Origin of the sequence: Micromonospora citrea, assembly GCF_049629545.1 — a bacterium.
Taxonomy (GTDB): domain Bacteria; phylum Actinomycetota; class Actinomycetes; order Mycobacteriales; family Micromonosporaceae; genus Micromonospora; species Micromonospora citrea_A.
Window position 1 is genome coordinate 557624 of sequence record NZ_JBNADX010000001.1, and the last position, 21181, is coordinate 578804.

Annotated in this window: 19 protein-coding genes; 15 read left to right on the forward strand and 4 right to left on the reverse strand. The window is 75.5% G+C overall.

Going from position 1 to position 21181, the window contains the following annotated elements:
• Positions 1-28: 28 nt before the first annotated feature.
• Complete coding sequence (locus tag ACPFP2_RS02400; RefSeq protein ID WP_424085570.1) at positions 29-862, reverse strand: hypothetical protein; 834 nt, start codon at positions 860-862, stop codon at positions 29-31.
• A gap of 271 nt (positions 863-1133) precedes the next feature.
• Here ACPFP2_RS02400 and ACPFP2_RS02405 point away from each other — a divergent pair, with 271 nt between their 5' ends.
• Together ACPFP2_RS02405 and ACPFP2_RS02410 are read left to right on the forward strand one after the other, a co-directional pair.
• On the forward strand, positions 1134-2285 hold the full coding sequence (locus tag ACPFP2_RS02405; protein WP_424085572.1) for a sensor histidine kinase: 1152 nt from the start codon (positions 1134-1136) through the stop codon (positions 2283-2285).
• Positions 2282-2887, forward strand: a complete 606-nt coding sequence (locus ACPFP2_RS02410) for a response regulator transcription factor (RefSeq protein WP_424085574.1) — start codon at positions 2282-2284, stop codon at positions 2885-2887. Before ACPFP2_RS02405 ends, ACPFP2_RS02410 begins: the two co-directional genes overlap by 4 nt.
• Here ACPFP2_RS02410 and ACPFP2_RS02415 read toward each other — a convergent pair.
• A complete protein-coding gene (locus ACPFP2_RS02415; protein WP_424085576.1) occupies positions 2884-3312 on the reverse strand; it encodes a nucleoside deaminase in 429 nt (142 codons plus the stop codon). The two genes, ACPFP2_RS02410 and ACPFP2_RS02415, sit on opposite strands and share 4 nt — an antisense overlap.
• 53 nt (positions 3313-3365) lie before the next feature.
• On the opposite strand from ACPFP2_RS02415, the gene ACPFP2_RS02420 reads away from it, so the two are divergent.
• The 7 genes from ACPFP2_RS02420 (at position 3366) to ACPFP2_RS02450 (ending at position 11872) form a co-directional block, all read left to right on the forward strand.
• Positions 3366-3893 (forward strand): 2'-5' RNA ligase family protein, encoded by a 528-nt coding sequence (locus ACPFP2_RS02420; RefSeq protein WP_424085578.1) that lies wholly within the window; start codon positions 3366-3368, stop codon positions 3891-3893.
• A 114-nt stretch (positions 3894-4007) separates the two neighbouring features.
• The gene (locus ACPFP2_RS02425) at positions 4008-6221 is read left to right on the forward strand and encodes a glycoside hydrolase family 9 protein (RefSeq protein WP_424085580.1); all 2214 of its coding nucleotides are present in this window, start codon (positions 4008-4010) and stop codon (positions 6219-6221) included.
• A 195-nt stretch (positions 6222-6416) separates the two neighbouring features.
• Positions 6417-7154 (forward strand): ArsR/SmtB family transcription factor, encoded by a 738-nt coding sequence (locus ACPFP2_RS02430; RefSeq protein WP_424085583.1) that lies wholly within the window; start codon positions 6417-6419, stop codon positions 7152-7154.
• Between the two features lie 262 nt (positions 7155-7416).
• A complete protein-coding gene (locus ACPFP2_RS02435) occupies positions 7417-8418 on the forward strand; it encodes a cytochrome P450 (RefSeq protein ID WP_424085585.1) in 1002 nt (333 codons plus the stop codon).
• Positions 8415-9209 (forward strand): isocitrate lyase/PEP mutase family protein, encoded by a 795-nt coding sequence (locus ACPFP2_RS02440; protein WP_424085587.1) that lies wholly within the window; start codon positions 8415-8417, stop codon positions 9207-9209. The genes ACPFP2_RS02435 and ACPFP2_RS02440 overlap by 4 nt, the downstream gene beginning before the upstream one ends.
• 99 nt (positions 9210-9308) lie before the next feature.
• Complete coding sequence (locus ACPFP2_RS02445) at positions 9309-10265, forward strand: hypothetical protein (RefSeq protein WP_424085589.1); 957 nt, start codon at positions 9309-9311, stop codon at positions 10263-10265.
• 5 nt (positions 10266-10270) lie between these two features.
• Positions 10271-11872, forward strand: coding sequence for an asparagine synthetase B family protein (locus ACPFP2_RS02450; RefSeq protein WP_424085591.1), 1602 nt, complete (start codon positions 10271-10273; stop codon positions 11870-11872).
• On the opposite strand, the gene ACPFP2_RS02455 is transcribed toward ACPFP2_RS02450, so the two are convergent.
• Positions 11758-12249 carry a DUF2188 domain-containing protein gene (locus ACPFP2_RS02455; RefSeq protein ID WP_424085593.1) on the reverse strand — a complete coding sequence of 164 codons (492 nt, stop codon included), beginning with the start codon at positions 12247-12249 and terminating at the stop codon, positions 11758-11760. The two genes, ACPFP2_RS02450 and ACPFP2_RS02455, sit on opposite strands and share 115 nt — an antisense overlap.
• A 104-nt stretch (positions 12250-12353) precedes the next feature.
• Between ACPFP2_RS02455 and ACPFP2_RS02460 the strand changes: the two genes are divergently transcribed.
• Positions 12354-13367, forward strand: coding sequence for a carcinine hydrolase/isopenicillin-N N-acyltransferase family protein (locus ACPFP2_RS02460; protein ID WP_424085595.1), 1014 nt, complete (start codon positions 12354-12356; stop codon positions 13365-13367).
• A gap of 61 nt (positions 13368-13428) precedes the next feature.
• Here ACPFP2_RS02460 and ACPFP2_RS02465 read toward each other — a convergent pair whose 3' ends face one another.
• On the reverse strand, positions 13429-14901 hold the full coding sequence (locus tag ACPFP2_RS02465; protein ID WP_424085597.1) for an LVIVD repeat-containing protein: 1473 nt from the start codon (positions 14899-14901) through the stop codon (positions 13429-13431).
• A gap of 138 nt (positions 14902-15039) precedes the next feature.
• On the opposite strand from ACPFP2_RS02465, the gene ACPFP2_RS02470 reads away from it, so the two are divergent.
• From ACPFP2_RS02470 to ACPFP2_RS02490, 5 genes are all read left to right on the forward strand, one after another.
• Positions 15040-15723, forward strand: coding sequence for a DUF305 domain-containing protein (locus ACPFP2_RS02470; protein WP_424085599.1), 684 nt, complete (start codon positions 15040-15042; stop codon positions 15721-15723).
• 78 nt (positions 15724-15801) lie between these two features.
• Entirely contained in the window at positions 15802-17040 is a 1239-nt protein-coding gene (locus tag ACPFP2_RS02475) for a sensor histidine kinase (RefSeq protein ID WP_424085601.1), read from the forward strand.
• Positions 17037-17699, forward strand: a complete 663-nt coding sequence (locus ACPFP2_RS02480; protein ID WP_424085603.1) for a response regulator — start codon at positions 17037-17039, stop codon at positions 17697-17699. The genes ACPFP2_RS02475 and ACPFP2_RS02480 overlap by 4 nt, the downstream gene beginning before the upstream one ends.
• Positions 17700-17852: 153 nt before the next feature.
• Positions 17853-18656, forward strand: a complete 804-nt coding sequence (locus ACPFP2_RS02485; RefSeq protein WP_424085605.1) for an ABC transporter ATP-binding protein — start codon at positions 17853-17855, stop codon at positions 18654-18656.
• A gap of 5 nt (positions 18657-18661) precedes the next feature.
• Positions 18662-21172 carry an ABC transporter permease gene (locus ACPFP2_RS02490; protein WP_424085607.1) on the forward strand — a complete coding sequence of 837 codons (2511 nt, stop codon included), beginning with the start codon at positions 18662-18664 and terminating at the stop codon, positions 21170-21172.
• Positions 21173-21181: the final 9 nt, after the last annotated feature.

Below are 21181 nucleotides of genomic sequence, written 5' to 3' on the forward strand. Positions count from 1 at the left end.
ACCGGCACAACCGTCGCCCCCGCCACGTTCAGGTCAGGATGGCGAGCACCATGGTCAGCCCGACGGCCACGTCCAGGACCCCGCAGAACTCGGTGTATCCGCGCGGCGCCACCCGGTCCCGGCGGTGGTGCACGACGTCCCAGGCGGCGTGGGCCAGCCAGCCGCCGGCCACCAGCCAGCGCGCCGGACCGTCGTCGGCGACGACGGCCAGCGCAGCCAGCGTCCCCCACCCGGCCAGGCCGGCCAACTGGGACGCCACCGCCCCCCGGTCCCGCCAGCTGCGGCGTACCGTGCCGGCCACCAGGAAGCCCAGCGGGAGCACGAGCAGGCTCAGCGGCGGCAGCACCACCGGGGCGAACCAGTTGTCGATGGTCATCAGCAGCGCCAGCCAGCTCGGCCACCGGGCGACCAGCGCGGCGACGACCGGGTGCCGGGGCGGTGGGGCCGGGTGCGCGTGCCGGTGCCGGACCGCCACCACGACCATCGCCGGCACCATCAGCAGGTGTCCACCGAGCAGCAGGGCGTCTCCGTCGATCAGCCCGGTGACGTACGGGACGAGCAGCAGCAGGTACGGCAGGTACATGGCGGCGACCATCTCGGCGGTGGCCTGGGCGGGATGGCCCCGGTGCCACATCCACACCGCCATCCCGATCGACATGTCGGTCGCCATGACCAGGGCGGTGACCTCCGGCCGGGCCAGCAGGCCGGAGAAGTCCAGCAGCGTGCCGGCGGTGTGCCACAGCGGGTCGAGCAGCAGCATGCCGGCCACCATGGCGACGGTCATTTCGATCAGGTGCCGCAGCAGGCGGCGGCCGGGTCGGTCGGTGGGTGGGGACGAGGGTACGGCGAGCGTCTCGGACATGCCTCGACGGTGCCGCCGACCGGCGCGCGAGGGCAGGTGCGCCCGTCACGGACCTACCGTGCGGAATCCACGGTTGAACCGTGACGTCGGCGGGCCGGCCCGGCGCAGGTGCGCTCCAGGGCGTGCGGCGGCGCCCCCGGCCGGGCCGGGCGACGCCCGGCGGCGGGGAGACCGGTCCGGATCCGACACCGGTCTCCGCCCTGCCGACCGCCGCCGGGACTGCGCCTCGGCTCGACCGGGGACATCGACACACGCCCTAGGATCGGCGGACATGACGGTCGGTGCGACGGTGGCGGACCGGCGGCTGCGCAGGGCCCGTCGGGTGGCGCTGGCCTCGCTGGTCGCCAGCGTGGGCTCCACCCTGCTGCTGCCCGGCATCGGCCTGGCCCGCGAGCCCGACCCGGTACGCCTCGCGCTCGGCGCCGGCGGGCTGCTGGCGTTCGCCGCCGCGCAGGCGGTGGTGCTGCACGCGGCGGTCACCCCGTGGCTGGCGCAGCGCCGGCGACGCCGCTCGTACGCCGCCCTCGCCGTCGCCGCCGTGGCGAGCGTGCCGCTGGTCGGTCCCGTCGCGGCCGGCGAGTGGGCGACCTGGGCCTGGCTCGGCGCGTCCCTGGTGGGGATGACCCCGCTGCTGCTGCAACCCCGCGCGGCCCTGGCCGCCGTCGGGGTGATCGTCGTCGTCGCGCTCGCGGTGGCCCGCTGGACCGGCGGTTCCGCCGGGACGCACGTGGCCGTCACCGCCGGGGTCGGCGTCGGGGTGGCGGCCGTCAACTGGGTGCAGGTCTGGTTCTGGGACCTGCTCGTCGCGGCCCGGCAGGGGCAGGAGGCCCAGGCCCGGCTGGCCGCCGCCGAGGAGCGCCTGCGCTTCGCCCGGGACGTGCACGACCTGCTCGGCCACGACCTCACCGTGATCGCGTTGAAGGCCGAACTCGCCGCCCGGCTCGCGCCGGTCGACGCCGGGCGGGCCGGCCGTGAGGCGGCCGAGGCGCAACGGCTCGCCGGGGCGGCGCTGCACCGGGTCCGGGCGGCCGTGCACGGCTACCGGACGGTCGACCTCGCCGAGCAGCTCGCCGCGATCGGGGAGGTGCTGCGCTCCAGCGGGGTGCGCTGCGACGTCGACGTGCCCGACGCGGGATTGCCGGCCGGCGCCGGCGCCGAGCTGGCGGCGGTGCTGCGCGAGGCGGGGACGAACGTGCTGCGGCACAGCCGGGCCACCTGGTGCCGGATCGAGATCACCCGGGAGGGCGACGTGGCGACGATGACGGTCAGCAACGACGGCGTCGAGGGGGCGCCCGCCCCCGACGGGCACAGCCACGGACTGCGCGGACTGGCCGACCGGCTGGCCGAGGCGGGCGGCAGCCTGCGTACCCGGCGCGAGGGCGCGGTCTTCACGCTCACGGCGACCGTGCCGGTGGCTCCGTGATCCGGGTCCTGCTCGCCGACGACGAGGAGCTGATCCGCCAGGCCCTCGCCGCCCTGCTCGGGCTGGAGGGCGACATCGAGGTGGTGGCCCAGGCGGGGGAGGGGCGCGCCGCCCTGGAGGCGGCCAGGGCGCACCGGCCCGACGTGGCGGTGGTGGACCTGGAGATGCCGCCGCCGGGCGGGATCGAGCTGGCGGCCGAGCTGGGTCGGGCCCTGCCCTCCTGCGCGGTGGTCATCCTCACCGGGCACGGCCGCCCCGGGCACCTGCGCCGGGCCCTCGACGCCGGCGCGCGCGGCTTCCTCGCCAAGGGCGCCCCCGGTGGCGCCCTCGCCGACGTCATCCGCCGGGTGCGCGCCGGCGCTCGGTACGTCGACCCGGCGCTGGCCGCCGACGCGCTGACCCTGCCGCCCTGCCCGCTCACCGCGCGGGAGCTGGAGACACTGCGGCTGGCCGGGTACGGCAGCCCGGTCACCGTGATCGCCCGGCGCACCCACCTCGCCCCGGGTACGGTGCGCAACCACCTGAGCGCCTGCGTGCAGAAGCTCGGTGCCCTCGACCGCGCCGACGCGGTCCGCATCGCCCGCGAGGCGGGGTGGCTCTAGGACCCCTCGACCGGTGTACGCGCCTCGTCGAACAGCGCCGGCCCGGCGTACGCCACCGGTGTGGCCGGCCGTGTCGGCCGCAGCCCGGCGAGCTGCTCGGCGCTGAGTGCGTACACCACCCGGCCGAGGCCGGAGCGGTCGATCGCGGTGGCGCACATCCCGCACGGCTGGCAGCTGGTGTACATCGTGCTGACCCGTGCCTCGTCCGGCGTGAGGGACCGGGCCGCCCAACGGGCCAGCTTCAGCTCCGGGTGCGCGGTGACGTCGTCGTCGGTCCGCTCGGTGTTGACCTCCTCGGCCAGCACCCGTCCGTCCCCGCCGACCAGCAGCGACCCGAACGGGCCGTCCCCGGCCGCCCGCGCCGCCCCGGCCAGCGCGATCGCCCGGCGCAGGTGTCGCTCGTCGGTCTCCGTCAGCACACTCATCCCGCTGCCGTTCCCCACCGCGGCCGTGCTCACACGCCGGTTAGCCTGGCGGCGTGCGTACCGTCGAACTGCTCTGCTCGCCGGCGCTGGAGGAGACGGTGCGCGCGGCGTGGGCCAGGCTCGCCGCGGCCGGCCTGCCGAGCCTGGCCCGCAACACCCATCCCACGAACCGGCCGCACCTGACCATGGCGTCGGTCGACGCGTTCCCGCCCGGGGCCGCGGCGCGCCTGGCCGATCTCTTCGACGACGCGCTGCCGCTGGCGGTGCACCTCGACCGGGTCGAGGTGCTCGACGGCAGCGCCCCGCTGGTCTGGCTGGTCCGGCCCACGCCCGAGCTGGCCCGGCTGCACGAGGCGGTCGCCGACGTCCTCGCCGGCGCCGACGGGCAGCACCCGTGGCACGTCCCGGGCCGGTGGATCCCGCACCTGAGCCTCGCGCTGCGCTTCCGCGACCACGACCGGCGGCTGGCCCGGGCGCTGGCCTGCGCCGACCGGCCGTCGGGGCAGTTCGTGGCGGCCCGTAGCTACGACGGCGACACCCGGACCGTCAGCCCGTTGGGCAAGGGCTTTCCTGCCCGGTGACGGTGGCCTAGGCTTGCTCCAGCGCTCCCGTCGACGGTCTGCCCGACCGCCCGACGGTTCTCCGCTGGGCAGGTCCGGCAGGTGGTGACCCCGACGCCATCCGGAAGAGGACCCATGCCCCATCGCCAACGGCCGGCCGCCCTCGCGGCCGCCGCACTGCTCACCCTGAGCGCCCTGGCCGTCGTGCCGTCCCTCGCGGCCGCCGCTCCCGACCCGGGCACCCCGGTCAAGGTGAATCAGGTCGCCTACGTCCCCGGAACCCCCAAGCAGGCCACCGTGGTCAGTACGTCGACCGGACCGCTCGCCTGGACCCTGCGCAACGCCGCCGGCGCGACCGTCGCCTCCGGCCAGACCACCGTACGCGGCGTCGACGCCCTCTCCGGCGACAGCGTCCACGTCGCGGACTTCTCCGCCTACGACACCCCGGGCAGCGGCTACGTGCTCTCGGTCGGCGCGAACACCAGCCACCCGTTCGACATCTCCGCCGACGCGGTGCGCAAGCTGCGCACCGACGCGCTGGCGTTCTTCTACCACCAGCGCAGCGGCACCCCGATCGAGGCGCAGTACGTCGGCTCCCGCTACGCCCGCCCCGCCGGGCACGTCAACGTCGCGCCCAACCAGGGCGACAACGCGGTGCCCTGCCGCACCTCCTGCGGCTACACCCTCGACGTGCGCGGCGGCTGGTACGACGCCGGCGACCAGGGCAAGTACGTCGTCAACGGGGGCCTGGCCACCTGGCAGCTGCAGAACATCCACGAGCGTGCCCTGCACCTCGCCGGGGCCGACCGGGCCGCGCTCGCCGACGGCACACTCGCCATCCCCGAGCGGGCCAACGGGGTACCCGACGTGCTGGACGAGGCGCGCTGGGAACTGGAGTTCATGCTGAGGATGCAGGTGCCCGACGGTCGCCCGTACGCCGGCATGGCGCATCACAAGATCCACGACCAGAACTGGACCGGGGTGCCCACCCGGCCGGAGCTGGACAGCCAGCCCCGGTTCCTCGCGCCGGTCAGCACCGCCGCGACCTTGAACCTGGCGGCGACGGCCGCGCAGGCGGCCCGGCTGTGGCAGCCGTACGACGCGGCCTTCGCCGCCCGCGCGCTGGCCGCCGCGGAGAAGGCGTACGCCGCGGCGAAGGCCAACCCGAACCGGCTGGCCCCGGCCTCGGACACCATCGGCGGTGGCGCGTACGAGGACGCCGGCGTGGGTGACGAGTTCTACTGGGCGGCGGTCGAGCTGAACGTCACGACCGGGGCGGCCGGCTACCGCGCCGACGTGACCGGCTCGACGTACTACAAGGGCGTCAGCTTCACCACCCGTGGCTACGACTGGAACTGGACCGGCGGCCTCGGTGACACCACCCTGGCCCTGGTGCCGACCGGCCTGCCGGCCGCCGACGTCGCCGCCACCCGGTCGGCGATCGTCTCCTACGCCGACCGGCTGCTCAGCCAGATCGCGGCGCAGGGCTACCCGTCCCCGGGCGCCGGGGGCGACGGGAAGTTCTACTGGGGCTCCAACGGGACCGTCGCCAACAACGGCAACGCCCTGGCCCTCGCCTTCGACTTCACCGGCCAGCAGAAGTACCGCTCCGGGGCGTACGCCGCCCACGACTACCTGCTCGGGCGTAACCCGTTGAACCAGTCCTACGTGGCCGGCTACGGCGAGCAGCCGGTGCGCAACGTGCACCACCGGTTCTGGGCCAACCAGGCCGACTCGGCGCTGCCCACCGCGCCGCCCGGATCGCTCTCCGGCGGCCCGAACAGCGAACTGCAGGACCCGGTGGCCCAGGCCCAGCTCGCCGGCTGCAAGCCGCAGAAGTGCTTCGTCGACGACATCGGGGCGTACTCGGTCAACGAGGTGGCGATCAACTGGAACTCGGCGCTGGCCTGGCTGGCGAACTGGGCGGCGGAGCGGGCCGGCGCCGGCAGCACCCCGCCGGGCCCCACCCCGTCCCCGACCGTCTCGCCGTCCCCGACCACCTCGCCGTCGCCGTCCACCCCGCCGCCGGCGACCGGCTGCGCGGTGACGTACACGGCGAACAGTTGGAGCACCGGCTTCACCGGCAACCTGAGCGTCACGAACAGCTCGCCCGCACCCTGGTCGTCGTGGACGCTGACCTTCCGGTTCACGGATGGCCAGCGGATCAGCCAGGGTTGGTCGGGCAGATTCACCCAGAGCGGCGCCGACGTCACCGTGACCAACGAGAGCTGGAACGGGGCGGTCCCTCCGGGTGGCTCGGTGAGTCTCGGCTTCAACGCCTCCCACACCGGCGCCAACCCGGCCCCGGTCGGCTTTGCCGTCAACGGCACGGCCTGCACGCTGCGCTGACCCGCTGACGCAGGTCGCCCGCCGCGCACCGGGCGGGCGACCTGTCGCGCCGTACGCCGGGTCGAGGCCGTCGGTGAAGTCGTCCGACCATGCCGGCAGCAGGTCACGGACGGGCGGCGTGGCCACCGCACGCCGTGCCGGCGATGTCGCCCGAGTTCGGCGCCCGCCGAAGCGCCGACGTGCGACCATCGGCGGATGACCGCCGCCACCGACGGCCCCCGACTCGCCGACCTCGCCGCCCTGTTCGCCGACGCCACCCGGGCCACCTTCTGCCTGGCGCTGCTCGACGGGCGGGCCTGGACGGCGGGGGAGCTGGCCCGGGCCGCCGGCGTGGCCCCGTCCACGGCCAGCGACCACCTCACCCGGCTGGTCCGCGGCGGGCTGCTGGTCGAACAGCGCCAGGGCCGGCACCGCTACGTCCGGCTGGCCGGTCCGGCGGTGGCCCAGCTGGTCGAGGACCTGGCCGGCCACGCGCCGCCGGCGCCCCGGCCGGCCCGGTCCCTGCGCGCGGTCACCGCCGACGCCGCGCTGGCGCACGCGCGGACCTGTTACGACCACCTCGCCGGCCGGCTAGGCGTCCGGCTGCGCGACGCGCTGCTGGCCCGCGGGCTGCTCGACGCCACGCACGGTCTGGCGCTGACCCCGGACGGACGGGCCTGGCTGACCGACCTCGGCGTGCCGGCGGACCGGCCCGCCGGGCGTCGCGCGCTGCTGCGGGACTGCCTCGACTGGACCGAGCGCCGGCCCCACCTCGCCGGCGCGCTCGGCGCGGCGCTCTGCCGGCGCTTCGCCGAACTGGGCTGGACGGCACCGGGCAGCGGCCGCAGCGTCCGGGTCACGCCCGCCGGGGTCGCGGCCCTGGCGGACACGCTGGGATTGAGTCCTGTCGAGCTGACCCCGCCGGTCCGGGACACCGGCGGCGGCCGCGCCTGACCGAACCACCGGCCCGCGCCGGTCGTCCCGGTCCCCGTCCCGCGTCCCTGTCCCGCGTCCCCGTTTGGCGTCGTGCGTCCGGCGGCCGGGGCCCCTCGGCACCCGGCCGGGAAGTGCCGCCCCGGCCGATTCCGCCCTGCCCGCCCCCGGGCCGCGCAGGGCGGTCGGCGCGCTCCGACCCCGCGTGCCGGGAACTCCCGCCGCCTCCCGCCCGACGACACTTCGGCCCGCGCCGAACGGAACCGGCCCTACTGTGCGGCGGGTGACCGATCCCTCGCTCCGCATCGCCGCCGCCCCCGACACCCCGCCGTGCGCGCCACCGACCCCCGACGACACCGGCGCCACCTGGACGGTGACCCGGTACGCCGACGTCCGGGCCGCGCTCCTCGACCCCGCCCTCGGGGTGCCGCGAGCCCGTTCGGGACCGCCGGGCACGCTCGCCTGGCTGCGGGCGACGGTCGCCCGGTTCAGCGGTCCCGAGCGGCACCCGCCCCGACGCGCCGCCACGCTCACCGTGCTCGCCGGCCTGGACCCGGACCAGCTGGCCCGCGAGGCCGCCCGGCTCACCGTCGCCGAACTCGACCGCCGCGCCGGCCGGCCGGACGTGCCCGCCCGGCTGGCCCGGGACGTACCGCTGCGGGTGCTGGCGGTCCGACTCGGCCTGGCCGACCCGGCGGCGGCCGTGCCGGCGGTCGCCGTGGTGGCCGCCGCCTACCAGCCGGGCGCGGACCCGGCGGCCGTGCGGCGCGCCGACGACGCGGTGGCGGACCTGGTGGCGAACTGCCCGGCCGGGCCGGACGAGTCCACGGCACACCGGATCGGTCTGCTGGTGCAGGCGTGCGACGCCATCGCCGGGCTGATCGACGCCGCCACCCGGCACGCCCGGGTCCTGCCGGCCGCGGTGTCCACCCGGGACCTGCTGGGCGAGGTGCTCCGGCTCGACCCGCCGGTCCGCGCCACCCGCCGGGTCGCCACCGTTGCCGCCGAGGTGGCCGGGTGGCCGATCCCCGCCGGGGCCGTGCTGCTGCTGCGGTTCGACGCCGCGAACCGCGACCCGGCGGTCTTCACCGACCCGGACCGGTTCACGCCCGGCCGCCCGGCCCTGACCTTCGGCGTCGGCGCGCACGGCTGCCCCGGCGACCGGCACGCCCTCGCCCTGGCCGCCGGGGTGGTGGACGTGCTGCGCGACCGTGGCCCGCACGCCGGGGCGCCACCCCGGCCCGAGTCCGCGCGCCCGACCGGCCCGCAGGGGGCACGGCGATGACCGACCGGTACGCCGCGTTCCGGGCGCTGCACCGCCCCGGCCGGCCGCTGCTGCTGCCGAACGCCTGGGACCACGCCTCCGGGGCGGCCCTGGCGGCGGCCGGGTACCCGGCGATCGGCACCACCAGCCTCGGTGTCGCCGCGGCCGGCGGCAAACCCGACGGGACCGGAGCCACCGCGGCCGAGACGCTGCGCCTGGCCGCCCTGCTCGTCCGGCTGCCGGTGCTGGTCACGGTGGACGTGGAGGCCGGGTTCGGCGACGACCCCGAGGAGGTCGCCCGGTACGTCGCGCGGCTGGCGGCGATAGGCGTGGTCGGGATCAACCTGGAGGACGGCCGGCCCGACGGAACCCTCGCCGACCCCGAATCCGTGGCCGCCACGATCGCGGCGGTCAAGGCCCGGGTGCCGGCGCTCTTCGTCAACGCCCGCACCGACACCTGGTGGCTGCGCACACCGGACCCCCTCGGACAGGCCCTGCTCCGGGCCCGGGCCTACCGCCGCGCCGGGGCGGACGGCGTCTTCGTGCCCGGGGTGACCGACCCGGACCCGGTCCGGACGCTCGCCGCACGGGTCGACGCCCCGCTCAACGTCCTCGCCCGGCCGGGCGGGCCCGGCCTCGACATGCTCGGTCGCCTCGGGGTGGCCCGGGTCAGCACCGGGTCGCTGCTGTTCCGGGCGGCCCTGGCCGCCGTGGTGGGCACCGCCGAGGCGGTCCGCGCCGGCACCGACCCCGGTCCGGACATCCCGTCGTACGCCGATGTGCAGGCGATGACGACGACTCGTCGCCCTTAGGAGGAGATGGGAGGATTGCTCGGGCTTTCGCAATTCCGGGTGCTTACGGTGTGTTTCAGGTTCAGCCGCACCGTGTCGTACCGGGAGAGGACCCAGACCATGCGTGTGCCCAGCCGAAGTTCCGGACACCAGCCGTCCGTCGCCTCACCGGCCCCGGCGCGCCGGTCGCCCTCGACGGCCCGGGCGGTCGCCCGGGTCATGCCGGACCTCGACGCCTACCGTCACGCGGTCACCGACCTGCTGGTCGAAGTCGGCGCGCTGGCCGACGCCGCCTCCACCGCCGCCCGCCAGGTCCTGCTCGACCAGCGGCTGCGGGAACCCGCCATCGCCGCGGTGCTCGACGCCACCCCGCAGGGCCTCATCGGCGCGCGGGAGACCCTGCTGCTGGAGATGGCCCGCTACCAGCCCAACGAGCGCAGCTCGGCCGGGGACCTCACCGCGCTGGTCCGGATCTACCTGCTCTCCCGCATCGACGTGATGTGGTGGCGCGACGCGCCCACCTTCCTCACCGACGAGCAGGTGAACACCCACCCCGACATGGTCGACCTGGAATGGCTGCGCCGACGGGGCCTGCTCGCCTTCCGCTACCAGGAGCAGCCCGCCACGTTCCTCGGGCGCGGCGTACGGGCCGTCCGCCGGCGGCTGCGGCCCGACGCCACCCCGCGTACCGCCGGGGTGAAGTTCCGCCGGGCCCGCCGGGAGATCATCGCGCTCCTCAACGACCTCGCGCGGGAGTTCGACCGGGCCACCCCGGCCGGCACCCCGCCGCTCTGGGTCACCAGCCTGGTCCGCAGCGCCGAGCACCAGTACCAGCTGCGCCGGCTCGGGTACGCCGCTATGGTGCCCAGCGGCCACTGCCTCGGCTGGGCCGTCGACGTGGAGATGAGCTGGTTCACGCGCTTCGGCGTCCGGGACGTCCTCGCCGAGATCCTGCTCGCCCGGCAGGCCGCCGGCGAGCTGAACGTGGTCGACGAGGGGCAGGCCTGGCACCTGTGCCTCGCGCCGGCCGCCCGCGCCCGGCTCCGGTCGGCGTACGAGGCCGAGATGGGAGCCTGAGTCGGATGTGCGGAATCGCGCTCAGCATCGGCCCCGAGGCCGACCCGGCCATCTTCCGCCGGATGCTCGCCGTCCTCGCCCCGCGCGGCGAGGTCACCGAGACCCGGCAGGAGTCCGGGCTGCTCACCGGCGTACGGCGGCTGCGGGTCGTGGACCGGGACCGGGCCGTGCAGCCCTGGACCTCCGACGACGGCCGGTACGTCCTCTGCTACAACGGCGAGGTCTTCAACCACCACGAGCTGCGCGGGGAGCTGACCCGCCTCGGCCACGCCTTCCGCAGCGAGAGCGACACCGAGGTGGTGCTCGCCGCCTTCCTGCGCTGGGGTGAGGAGGCGGTGCACCGGCTGCGCGGGGAGTGGGCCTTCGCCGTCGTCGAGCGCGCCACCGGCCGGGTGTACCTCGCCCGGGACCCGCTCGGGGTCAAGCCGCTCTACTGGGCCCGTACGCCCGGCTGCCTGCACGTCGCCAGCGAGGTCAAGGCGCTGGTGGGGCACCACGCCCCGGTCGCCGAGGTGCCGCCCGGGCACCACGGCTGGGCCGACTCGGACGGCCGGGTGACGCTGCTGCCGTACCTCGACCTGCTCCGTCTCGGCGAGGGGCTGCCCCAGGTGGACGACCCGGACGAGGCCGCCCTGCTCGTCCGTGCCGCGCTCACCGACAGCATCCGGATGCGCGTCGACACCGACCTCACCGTCGGGGTGGTGCTCTCGGGGGGCCTGGACAGCTCGCTGGCCCTGCTGCACGTGCGCGAGATGCACCCCGACTGCGTGGCGGTGACGGTCGGGGTGCCGGACAGCCCGGACGTCGCCTACGCCCGGCGGCTCGCCGCCGACCTCGGCGTCGCGCACGAGGTGATCGAGCTGCGCCCGCGCGACATCCGGCTGGGTGAGATCCGGGAGGCGATCCGGATCTCCGAGCTGACCGAGTACGGCGACATCATCAACGCGGTGGTCTCCGTGCCGATCTTCCGGCGGCTGCGGGAGCTGGGGGTCAAGGTGGTGCTGACCGGCGACGGCTCGGACGAGCTGTTCGGCGGCTACCCGATGTACCACGAGGTCGGCCCCGACCGGGCCCGCCGGCTCTTCCTGCACAAGATCCGCAACCTCGGGCGTACGGAGTTGCAGCGGGTAGACCGGACCAGCATGGACCACGGTGTCGAGGCGCGGGTGCCCTTCCTCGACCTGAGCGTGGTGGAGCTGGCGATGCGGCTGCCGCTGTCGATGAAGATGCGCGACGGGCAGGAGAAGTGGATCGTGCGGCGGGCCTTCGCCGACGTGCTGCCGGACTACATCCGGCGGCGGCCGAAGAACCCGATGTCGTACTCCTCGGGGCTGCACGAGCGGGCCCGGCTCTACAAGCCCTTCTTCGCCCGGCTGCACCGTTCCTTCGGCTACGACCTGCTCGAACCGGTCCGCCGCGACTTCGACGCCGTGCTGACCCGGTGCGGCAACGACCTGGACCGGGCGATCGCCGACGGGCAGGCCCGGCCCGACTACACGGTGCTGGAGCACGCCCGGGACCTGGTCGGCGCGGCGAAGTGGAACGCGGCGCCGCTGGTGCGTCGACTGGTCGGCCCGCGCCCGACCCGCCGCGCCCCGGTGCGCTGAGCCCGGCCGGGGCCGGGTACCCCGACCGGGTGGTGGACGGCGTCCGGCCCGGCGGGGTGCGGGCCGACGCGCGACGGGGCGCAACCGACGGCGGCCTGCCGGAGCCGCCTGTGGCCAGGTGGCTCCGGCAGGCCGCCGGAGGGGGAGCGTGCCTGTCCGCCCACGTGTGGGGAAAGGTCGTCCCCGTAGGTTTCCTCGGTCTCGATCTTCCCGTCGGCGGTGTGCACCACCAACTGGCTCGGCTCGTTGGCGTGGGCGATCTTGCGTCCCTGCTCGACCGCACTGTGCTTGGTGTCGTACGAGCCGAGAGTCCTGTCGCCCTGCTCGACCTTCCAGCCGCCGCCGTTCGGCACCACGTGGTATTCGTTGCGCTTCATGAGCCGCCCTTCCTCTCGTCGGTCCGTCTCGCAGATACCCTCGCGCGGAGACCGGAAAACGACGTGCGGTGGACAACGGTCGATCCCTGCCCTAGCTTGCGGGCATGCGCAGGACTCTCGCGGGCGCCGGACTGGCCCTGCTGCTCGTCACCACGGGCTGCGCCGGATCCGGAGTGGAGACCCCACCCCGGCCGGCGGAGCCGACCGCGCCGGGCGCGGCCACGCCCACCGCCTCCCGGCAGGACGCCGACGAGGTCGCGCGGACCCTGGCCAGCCTGCGCCGGGTCGGCGACCTGCCGCTGTACGAGATGACCTACGTCGGCGGGTACGACGCGACGGTCGGCACCGACGCCCGGCCGGCGTCGGGTCCGTTCGGCTGTTCGCTCTTCGCCGCCGGTGGGGACCCGTCCCGGCCGTTGTTCGCCCGCAACTTCGACTGGGGGCCCCATCCGGCCATGGTGCTGCGCACCGACCCGCCGGACGGCTACGCGTCGGTGTCGATGGTGGACCTGTCGTACCTCGGGGTCGGGCCGGATCCGACGGGGGACCGTCGGCTGCTCAACGCGCCGCTGCTGCCCTTCGACGGGATGAACGAGCGAGGGCTCGCCGTGGGGCTGGCCGCCGACGACCACGCCACCGCGAAGCCGGTGCCGGGCCGGCCCACCGTCGGCTCGGTGCGGATCCTGCGCCTGGTGCTGGACCGGGCGGCCACGGTGGACGAGGCGGTGGCGGTGTTCGAGCGGCACAACCTGGACTTCGAGGGCGGGCCGCCGCTGCACTACCTGCTCGCCGACGCGGCCGGCCGCTCGGCGGTGGTGGAGTTCGTCGACGGCGCGATGCGGGTGCAACGCGGCGAGGGGCGCTGGCAGGCGTTGACCAACGTGCCGGTGATCGGCGTGCCGGAGGCGGAGCGACGTGACGACCGGCGCTACGGGGTCCTCGCCGCCGCGCTGGAGCGCTCCGGGGCGGTGGTGGACGCCCCGGCGGCGTTGCGCCTGCTCGACGAGGTGCGGCAGGGGCACACCCGCTGGTCGGTGACGTACGAGCTGCGCAGCGGCGAGGTCCGGGTGGTCCCGGCGAGCGGCGGCGAGCGCCGCTACCGGCTGCCGGTGAGCTGACCGGCGTACGCGCGAGGGCCCGGCCCCCGACGGGGACCGGGCCCTGCCGGGTCGCTCGCCCTCACCAGCTCAGGTAGCCGGCCTGGGTCTGCACGTTGAGCTCACGGAAGTGGACCAGGTTGGCCGTCCACGTCCGCCAGTCGTTCAGCTCCAGCACGTCCAGGCCCTTCTGGATGTCGCTGGAGTAGATGTGCCCGTTGTAGTAGTACGTCGACCAGGCGCCGCCGGTGCTGAGCTGGGTGTCCGACAGCGGGCCGCGCTCCCAGTAGCCGATCTCCTTCGGCCTGGTCGAGTCGGTGAAGTCCCAGACCGAGACGCCGCCCTGGTACCAGGCCTGGACCATGATGTCGCGGCCGAACACGGGGACCAGCGAGCCGTTGTGCGCCACGCAGTTCTCGGTGTCGGCGTTGGTCCGGGGGATCTTGTAGTAGCTGCGGAACACCATCTGCCGGGCGTCGCCGCGGCCGGTGATGTCGTAGATCGCGTCCGCCCCGCGGTTCGGGCCGACGGTCTCGTTGCAGGTGGCCGCGCCGCCGCCACCCAGCTCGTCGGTGAAGACGACCTTGGTGCCGGCGTTGTTGAACGTGGCCGAGTGCCAGAACGCGAAGTTGACGGTGTCGCGCACCCGGTTGATCACCCGGGGCGCCTCCCGGTCGCGGATGTCGAGCAGGACGCCGTCACCCATGCAGGCGCCGGCCGCGATGTCCTTCGCCGGGTAGGCGGTGATGTCGTGGCAGCCGCTGGTCGCCGACGCCTGACCCGGGATTCCGGCGTAGCCGCCGTCCGGGAAGAGGTTCGGGGTGGCCACGACGGCCGCCTCGGTGGGCTTCTTCACCGGCACCTTGACGATGGAGATCGAGTCGTGCGGCGGCTGGCAGTCCGGGAACTCGGCGCGCGGGCTGTACGACGAGACGTACAGGTAGACCGTGCGGCGGTCCTTCGCCGGGACCAGGGTGTGGGTGTGTGAGCCGCAGGCGGTCTCGACCGACTTGACGTAGCGCGGGTTGGCCTTGTCGCGGATGTCGAAGACCTTGATGCCCTCCCAGGACTCCTTGACCGAGGCCGGCTGCGCCGCGCTGGCGCACGAGTCGTCGCTGCGGGAGGAGTCGGTGGAGAGGAAGAGCAGGTCGCCGTAGACGGAGATGTCGTTCTGCGAGCCGGGGCAGAGCACCTGCGACACGATCTTCGGCGCGGCGGGCCGGCCGATGTCGTAGATGACGAACCCGTTGTAGTTGCCGACGAACGCGTACCGGCCCTGGAAGGCCATGTCGGTGCCGAACGAGCCGGCGGTGTCGAACGGCGCCTGCTTGGGCAGGTTGGCGATCTGGCGCAGGTTGGGGCTGCTGGAGATCTCGTCGACGCCGGGCACGCCGGGGGTGACCGGCTGTGCGGCGGGGGCGGCGACGGCCGCCTCCGCGTCGGGCGTCGCGGCCGCGTGGGCGGGAACGGTGGTCACGCTGGCGACCAGCAGGCCGGCGGCGACCATGCTGGCGATCTTCAGTTGCCGTCGTCCGGGGAGGGGAGATCTGATCATCGGCAGGGCCCTTCGAAAGGGGAGGATGATTCTGGACACACTACCGTCCGATGACGACGGTCGATGTGATCTGCGTCACACGATTGCCGTGTCGTCAATGGATACGATCGCTGTCACCTCGACCGGAGGGGGATCGGCATGACCGCCCGACGTGGACGGACCCTGCTCGTCGTCACAGTCGCGGCCGTGGTGCTGGTGGCGCTGGCGCTCGCCCTGCGACCCACCGACCGACCCACCCCGGTCACGGTCGGCGCGACCGGTCGGGCGACGCCCACCCCCGCGCCGACGGACGGTCCCTCGGTGATCGTGCCCGGCCGACCGGGTGAGTCGGCCGTCGCCCGCCCCGCGCACGAGGTCCGCGACACCACCGCGCCCCGCTACAACTCCCTCGACGTCTGGTTCGTGCGGATGATGATCCCGCACCACCAGCAGGCCCTGCAGATGGCGCAGCTCGCCCCCGACCGGGCCGGCAGCCCGAAGGTCAGGGCGGTCGCCGAGCGCATCCGCGGCGCGCAGGGGCCGGAGATCGGCATGATGCGCGGGTGGCTCAGCGCCCGTGGCCTGGCCGCCGACGTCCCCGGCCACGACCACGGCACCATGCGGGGCATGCAGTCGCCCGAGGCGATCCGGGCGCTGACCGACGCCCGGGGCGCCGAGTTCGACCGGCTCTTCGTCCGGATGATGGCCGACCACCACGACGGCGCGGTGCGGATGGCCACCGACCTGCTCAAGGTCGGCGTCGACCAGCAGCTCAACGAGTTCGCCAACTCCGTGGCCACCGAGCAGGCGGTCGAGATCGCCCGCATGCGCGAACTCGTCTGAGCCACCGCCCGACCCGACGGGCGCGCCTGCGGCCCTCGCCGAGCGGGCGTACCGACCCTGGTGGGGCACGTACGCTGGGTGACCGTGAATCGTTCGGTCCTCGGCCGCCCGCTGCGCTCCGTCGCCTTCGACGTGCTCGTCTCCGGCGTCGTGGTGCTCTTCGCCGTGGCCGGCGTGGTGGCGCAGCCCGGTGGCGCGAAGGCCACCCTGGTCGGCTGCGCCATGGCCGTCGCCCTGCTGTTCCGCCGGACGCACCCGTCCGCGGTGGCCGCGACGGTGGCCGTGCTCGCCCTGGTCCAGGTGGTCGCCGGCTGGGGGCCGCTCGCCTTCGACATCGGCGTGCTGATCGCCCTCTACAGCGTGGTCAAGTACGCCGACCGGCTCCGCGACGGCGTGCTCGCCGGCGTCGTCGCGGGCGTCGGCGTGCTGCTGGCCGCGTCGCAGACGGTCAGCAACCTGGCCTGGTGGGCCACCGCGGTGTACTTCGGGCTGGTCACCGGCGGGGTATGGCTGGCCGCGCTGAACGTCCGCACCCGCCGGCTCTACGTGCTCACCCTGGAGGAGCGGGCCGCCACCCTGGAACGGGAGCGGGAGGCCGAGGCCCGCGCCGCGGTCGCCGGGGAGCGGGCCCGGATCGCCCGCGAGCTGCACGACGTGGTGGCGCACAGCATGGCCGTGATGATCGTCCAGGCCGACGGGGCCCGGTACCTGCTGGACCGGGACCCGCAGACCGCGAAGGCGGCGGTCAAGGTGGTCGCCGACACCGGCCGGCAGGCGCTGGAGGAGATGCGCCGGCTGGTGGACGTACTGCGGGAGCCGAGCCCGCCGGAGCCGGCGGCCGGTCCCGGCGCGGCGGGTGACCCGGACGGTGGCGGGGTAGCCGAGCCGGAGCGCCGACGGCCCGCGGTCGCCGAGCTGCCCGCCCTGCTGGACCGCTTCCGCGACGCCGGCCTGCGGGTCCGGCACACCGTGCGGGGCGAGCCGCCGGCCCTGCCCCCGGGGCTGGACCTCACCGTCTACCGGGTGGTGCAGGAGGCGCTGACCAACGCCCTCAAGCACGCCGGGGTGGGCGCGGACGTGACGGTCACCCTCGACCACGATCCGGACGCCGTCGTGGTCCGGGTCGTCGACGACGGGCGCGGCCGCCCACCCGTCGCTCCCGCGCCGTCCGGCGGACACGGCCTGGTCGGCATGCGCGAGCGGGTCGGCGTGTACGACGGCAGCCTCACCGCCGGCCCCCGACCGGCCGGGGGCTGGCAGGTCGAGGCTCGGCTGCCGCTACCGTCGACGCCCGGGACGGAGGTGATCGCGGCATGACGGTCCGGGTGGTGATCGTGGACGACCAGGCGCTGGTCCGCGCCGGGTTCCGGATGGTGCTGGACTCCCAGCCCGACCTGGCGGTCGTCGGCGAGGCGATCGACGGCGCGGACGCGCTGCGGGTGCTCGCCCGCACCGAGGCGGACGTGGTGGTGATGGACGTCCGGATGCCGACCATGGACGGCGTCGAGGCGACCCGACGGATCTGCCGGGACAACCCCGGCGGGCCCCGGGTGCTGGTGCTCACCACCTTCGACACCGAGGCCGACGCGTTCGCCGCGCTGCGGGCCGGGGCGAGCGGCTTCCTGCTCAAGAACGTGCCACCGGAGGAACTGCTCGCCGCGATCCGGGTGGTCGCCGCAGGGGACTCGGTGGTCGCGCCGTCGATCACCCGCCGGTTGCTCGACCGGTTCGCCGACCGGCTCGGGCCGGGACCCGCCGAGGACCCCCGGCTGGCCCAGCTCACCGAGCGGGAGCGGGAGATCCTGCTGCTCGTCGCCCAGGGGCTGTCCAACGCCGAGATCGCCGCCCGGGTGCACGTGGCCGAGGCGACCGTGAAGACCCACGTCGGGCGGATCCTGGCCAAGCTGCGGCTGCGCGACCGGGTGCAGGCGGTGGTGCTGGCGTACGAGAGCGGGCTGGTCACCCCGGGCGGCTGAGCCGACGGGTACGACCTGGGTCGTACGGGACCGCCCGGACAGGGGCGACCCGGGGCGTACCGACCTCGACCGCGCGGGTGGACGCCACCACCGGCCGCGCTGCCTAGCGTCGGAGACGTACCTGGTCACCGACTGCACGCAGGAGCAACCCGCATGTCCCTCGCACCACCACCGGTCCGTACCGGCGTCGCGGTCGCCGCCCGCGGCCTGCGCAAGGAGTACGGCCACGCCGCCGCCCGCGTCGTCGCGCTCGACGACGTCGACGTCGAATTCGCCGCCGGCGCGTTCCACGCCGTGATGGGCCCGTCCGGCTCCGGCAAGTCGACCCTGATGCACTGCCTGGCCGGCCTGGACAGCCCCACCCGCGGCACGGTGCGCATCGGTGACACCGACACCGCCCGGCTCGACGACCGGCGGCTCACCCTGCTGCGGCGCGACCGGGTCGGCTTCGTGTTCCAGCGGTTCAACCTGCTGCCGGCGCTGACCGCCGAGGAGAACATCGTGCTCCCGCTGGCCATCGCCGGCCGCCGGCCCGAGCCGGCCTGGCTGCGGCAGGTGGCCGCCGCCGTCGGACTCACCGACCGGCTGAGGCACCGGCCCGGTGAGCTCTCCGGCGGCCAGCAGCAGCGGGTCGCGGTGGCCCGCGCCCTGGTCACCCGCCCGGAGGTGATCTTCGCCGACGAGCCGACCGGCAACCTCGACTCCCGCTCCGGCGCGGAGGTGCTGCGGCTGCTCCGCGAGGCCGTCGACACCCTCGGCCAGACCGTGGTCATGGTGACCCACGATCCGGTCGCCGCCGCGTACGCCGACCGGGTGGTCTTCCTCGCCGACGGCCGGCCGGTGCGGGAACTCACCGCGCCCACCGCCGAGCGGGTGCTGGACACCCTCGCCGGCCTGGACCGGGCCGCCCCGGACGGCTCCCGGGGCAGCGCGCCCGACGCCGGGCGGGGGCGGTGACCGGCATGATCCGGACCACCCTGCGGTCGCTGCGCGCCGACGCGCTGCGGCTGCTGCTCTCGTCCCTGGCCATCGTGCTCGGCGTGGCCTTCGTCGCCGGCACCCTGATGGTCACCGACGGCATGAAGGCGGGCGCGTACGACCGTGCCGGCGCCTTCGACCGGCACACCGACGCCGGCCTCTACGCCGACGACCAGCCCCTCCCACCGGCCCTGGTCGACCGGGTGCGCGCCCTCGACGGGGTGGCCGCCGCCGAGGGGGAGCTGACCGGCTCGGCCGGTCTGGTCGGCTCCGACGGCCGGCCGGTGCTCGGCTACGCCGTGCTCGCCGCCATCCCCACCGACCCGGCCCTGCGCTCGTACGACGTGACCGCCGGCCGGCTGCCGGAGCGCCCCGGCGAGGTCGTCCTCGACGCCCCGACCGTCGAGGACGAGGGCTTCGCCCTCGGCGCCTCCGTCCTCGTCGGTGGCGTGAGCGGGGCGGCCCGGCCGTACACCCTGGTCGGCACGGTGGACGTGGCGGGCACCTCCCGCGACGTCGGCGGCCCCTTCATCGGCCTGGTCGGCGCCGACGCCCTCGCCGTGACCGGCGAACCGGGCTACGGCCGGATCATGGTGGCCGCCGCCCCCGGCACCTCCCGGGAGGCGCTGGCCGAGCGGCTGACCGAGGTGGCCGGCCCCGGCACGACGGTGCGGACCCGGCAGCAGATCCTCGACGCGGCGGTCGACGACGCGGTGCGCGACCTGGAGCAGTTCGGCATGGTCCTGCTGACCTTCGCCGGGGTCGCCGTGGTGGTGGCCGGCTTCGTCATCGCCAACACCTTCGCCATCCTGCTCGCCCAGCGGACCCGCCGTACCGCCCTGCTGCGGCTGGTCGGGGCCACCCGGGGGCAGGTCTTCCGGGCGGCGCTGCTGGAGGCGGCGCTGCTGGGGCTGGCCGCCTCCGGGCTCGGCGTGCTGGCCGGCGCCGGGCTGGCCGCCGCCATGGCGGCCACGCTGTCCGCGTTGGACGTGCCGGTCCCGGCCGCCCCGGCCCTGTCCGGGTCGACCGTGCTGCTCTGCCTGCTGCTGGGCACCGGCATCACCGTGGCGGCCGCCTACCTGCCGGCGTGGCAGGGCACCCGGGTGGCCCCGGTGGCCGCGCTGGCCGACTCGTCCGTGCAGGTGACCCGTGGGGCGGGCCGGATGCGCCTGACGATCGGCGCGGTCGTCCTCGCCGCCGGGATCGCGGCGCTGGGGTTCGCCGCCACGGTCGGCCAGATCGTGCTGGTCGCCCTCGGCGGCGTGCTGGTCTTCTTCGGCATCGTGCTCCACGGGCCGGTGCTGGTGCCCGCCCTGGTCCGGCTCTTCGGCGTGCCGGTGCGGCGGATGCTCGGCGTCACCGCCGCCCTGGCGGTGGCCAACGCCGTGCGCAACCCCCGCCGGGTCTCCGCCACCGCCACCGCCCTGGTCATCGGCATCGGGCTGGTCTCGGCGTTCGTGGTCGGGGCGGGCAGCGTCAAGGTCGGCATCGAGCGCAGCGTGGACGCGCAGATCGGGGTGGACTATCTGGTCACCGGCATCGGCGGCGACCTGCCGGGCACGCTCGCCGACGAGCTTGCCGCCCGCCCGGAGCTGGGCGTGGTGCACGAGCACCGCAGCCGGGTCGTCGACGGCGTCGAGATCCGCTCCGCGCATCCCGGGCTGGTCGGGCGCGGCCTGTCCGGCGTGGTCGCCGGGGACGTCGACGACCTGCGGCCCGGCACGGTGCTGGCGCACCGCGAGCTGGCCGAGGCCCGTGGCTGGACGGTCGGCTCACCGGTCGTCCTGGCCGGGCGGACGTTCCGGGTGGCCGCGGTGGTCACCGCCGACGAGCCGTCCCCGGCCGCGGCGCGGGTGCCGGCGGGTCACCGGGTGGACGTCGTCGGCGCCGACTTCGCCGCCCTCTTCCCGGCCGTACGTGGGTACCTGGCCGAGGTCGACCCGGCGGACGGGGTGAGCGCCGAGCGGGCCCGCGCGGCCGTCGAGACGGTCGTCACCCGCTACCCGACGGTCAACCTGATGGACCAGGCCGCCTACAAGAAGATGCTCACCGGCACCGTGGACATGCTGCTGGCCTTCGTCACCGCCCTGCTCGGCCTGGCCGTGGTGATCGCGCTCGTCGGAGTCGCGAACACGCTCAGCCTCTCGGTCGTCGAACGGACCCGGGAGAACGCGGTGCTGCGTGCCGTCGGCCTCACCCGGGCCCGGATGCGGGCGGTGCTGGCGGTGGAGGCGGTGCTGACGGCGCTGGTCGGGGCGGTGCTCGGGGTCGCGTTGGGCGTCGGGGTCAGCGCGGGGGTGATGGCCTTCGTGGCGAAGGTCGGCGGCGACTTCACGCTGGTGCTGCCCTGGGGGCGGCTCGCGGTGATCCTCGCGGTGGCGGTGCTCGCCGCGCTGGCCGCCTCGGTGCTGCCGGCCCGTCGGGCGTTGGCCCGGCCGGTCGTGGAGGCGCTCGGCGCGCGGCGGGCCCGGCCGGCGATGCGGGCGCACGGGTGACCTGGCCCG

Coding starts and splice junctions, on each gene's coding strand:
- ACPFP2_RS02400 (WP_424085570.1), bottom strand. CDS start 862: ATGTCCGAGACGCTCGCCGTACCCTCGTCCCCACCCACCGACCGACCC.
- ACPFP2_RS02405 (WP_424085572.1), top strand. CDS start 1,134: ATGACGGTCGGTGCGACGGTGGCGGACCGGCGGCTGCGCAGGGCCCGT.
- ACPFP2_RS02415 (WP_424085576.1), bottom strand. CDS start 3,312: ATGAGTGTGCTGACGGAGACCGACGAGCGACACCTGCGCCGGGCGATC.
- ACPFP2_RS02425 (WP_424085580.1), top strand. CDS start 4,008: ATGCCCCATCGCCAACGGCCGGCCGCCCTCGCGGCCGCCGCACTGCTC.
- ACPFP2_RS02430 (WP_424085583.1), top strand. CDS start 6,417: ATGACCGCCGCCACCGACGGCCCCCGACTCGCCGACCTCGCCGCCCTG.
- ACPFP2_RS02440 (WP_424085587.1), top strand. CDS start 8,415: ATGACCGACCGGTACGCCGCGTTCCGGGCGCTGCACCGCCCCGGCCGG.
- ACPFP2_RS02445 (WP_424085589.1), top strand. CDS start 9,309: ATGCGTGTGCCCAGCCGAAGTTCCGGACACCAGCCGTCCGTCGCCTCA.
- ACPFP2_RS02450 (WP_424085591.1), top strand. CDS start 10,271: ATGTGCGGAATCGCGCTCAGCATCGGCCCCGAGGCCGACCCGGCCATC.
- ACPFP2_RS02455 (WP_424085593.1), bottom strand. CDS start 12,249: ATGAAGCGCAACGAATACCACGTGGTGCCGAACGGCGGCGGCTGGAAG.
- ACPFP2_RS02460 (WP_424085595.1), top strand. CDS start 12,354: ATGCGCAGGACTCTCGCGGGCGCCGGACTGGCCCTGCTGCTCGTCACC.
- ACPFP2_RS02465 (WP_424085597.1), bottom strand. CDS start 14,901: ATGATCAGATCTCCCCTCCCCGGACGACGGCAACTGAAGATCGCCAGC.
- ACPFP2_RS02470 (WP_424085599.1), top strand. CDS start 15,040: ATGACCGCCCGACGTGGACGGACCCTGCTCGTCGTCACAGTCGCGGCC.
- ACPFP2_RS02480 (WP_424085603.1), top strand. CDS start 17,037: ATGACGGTCCGGGTGGTGATCGTGGACGACCAGGCGCTGGTCCGCGCC.
- ACPFP2_RS02485 (WP_424085605.1), top strand. CDS start 17,853: ATGTCCCTCGCACCACCACCGGTCCGTACCGGCGTCGCGGTCGCCGCC.
- ACPFP2_RS02490 (WP_424085607.1), top strand. CDS start 18,662: ATGATCCGGACCACCCTGCGGTCGCTGCGCGCCGACGCGCTGCGGCTG.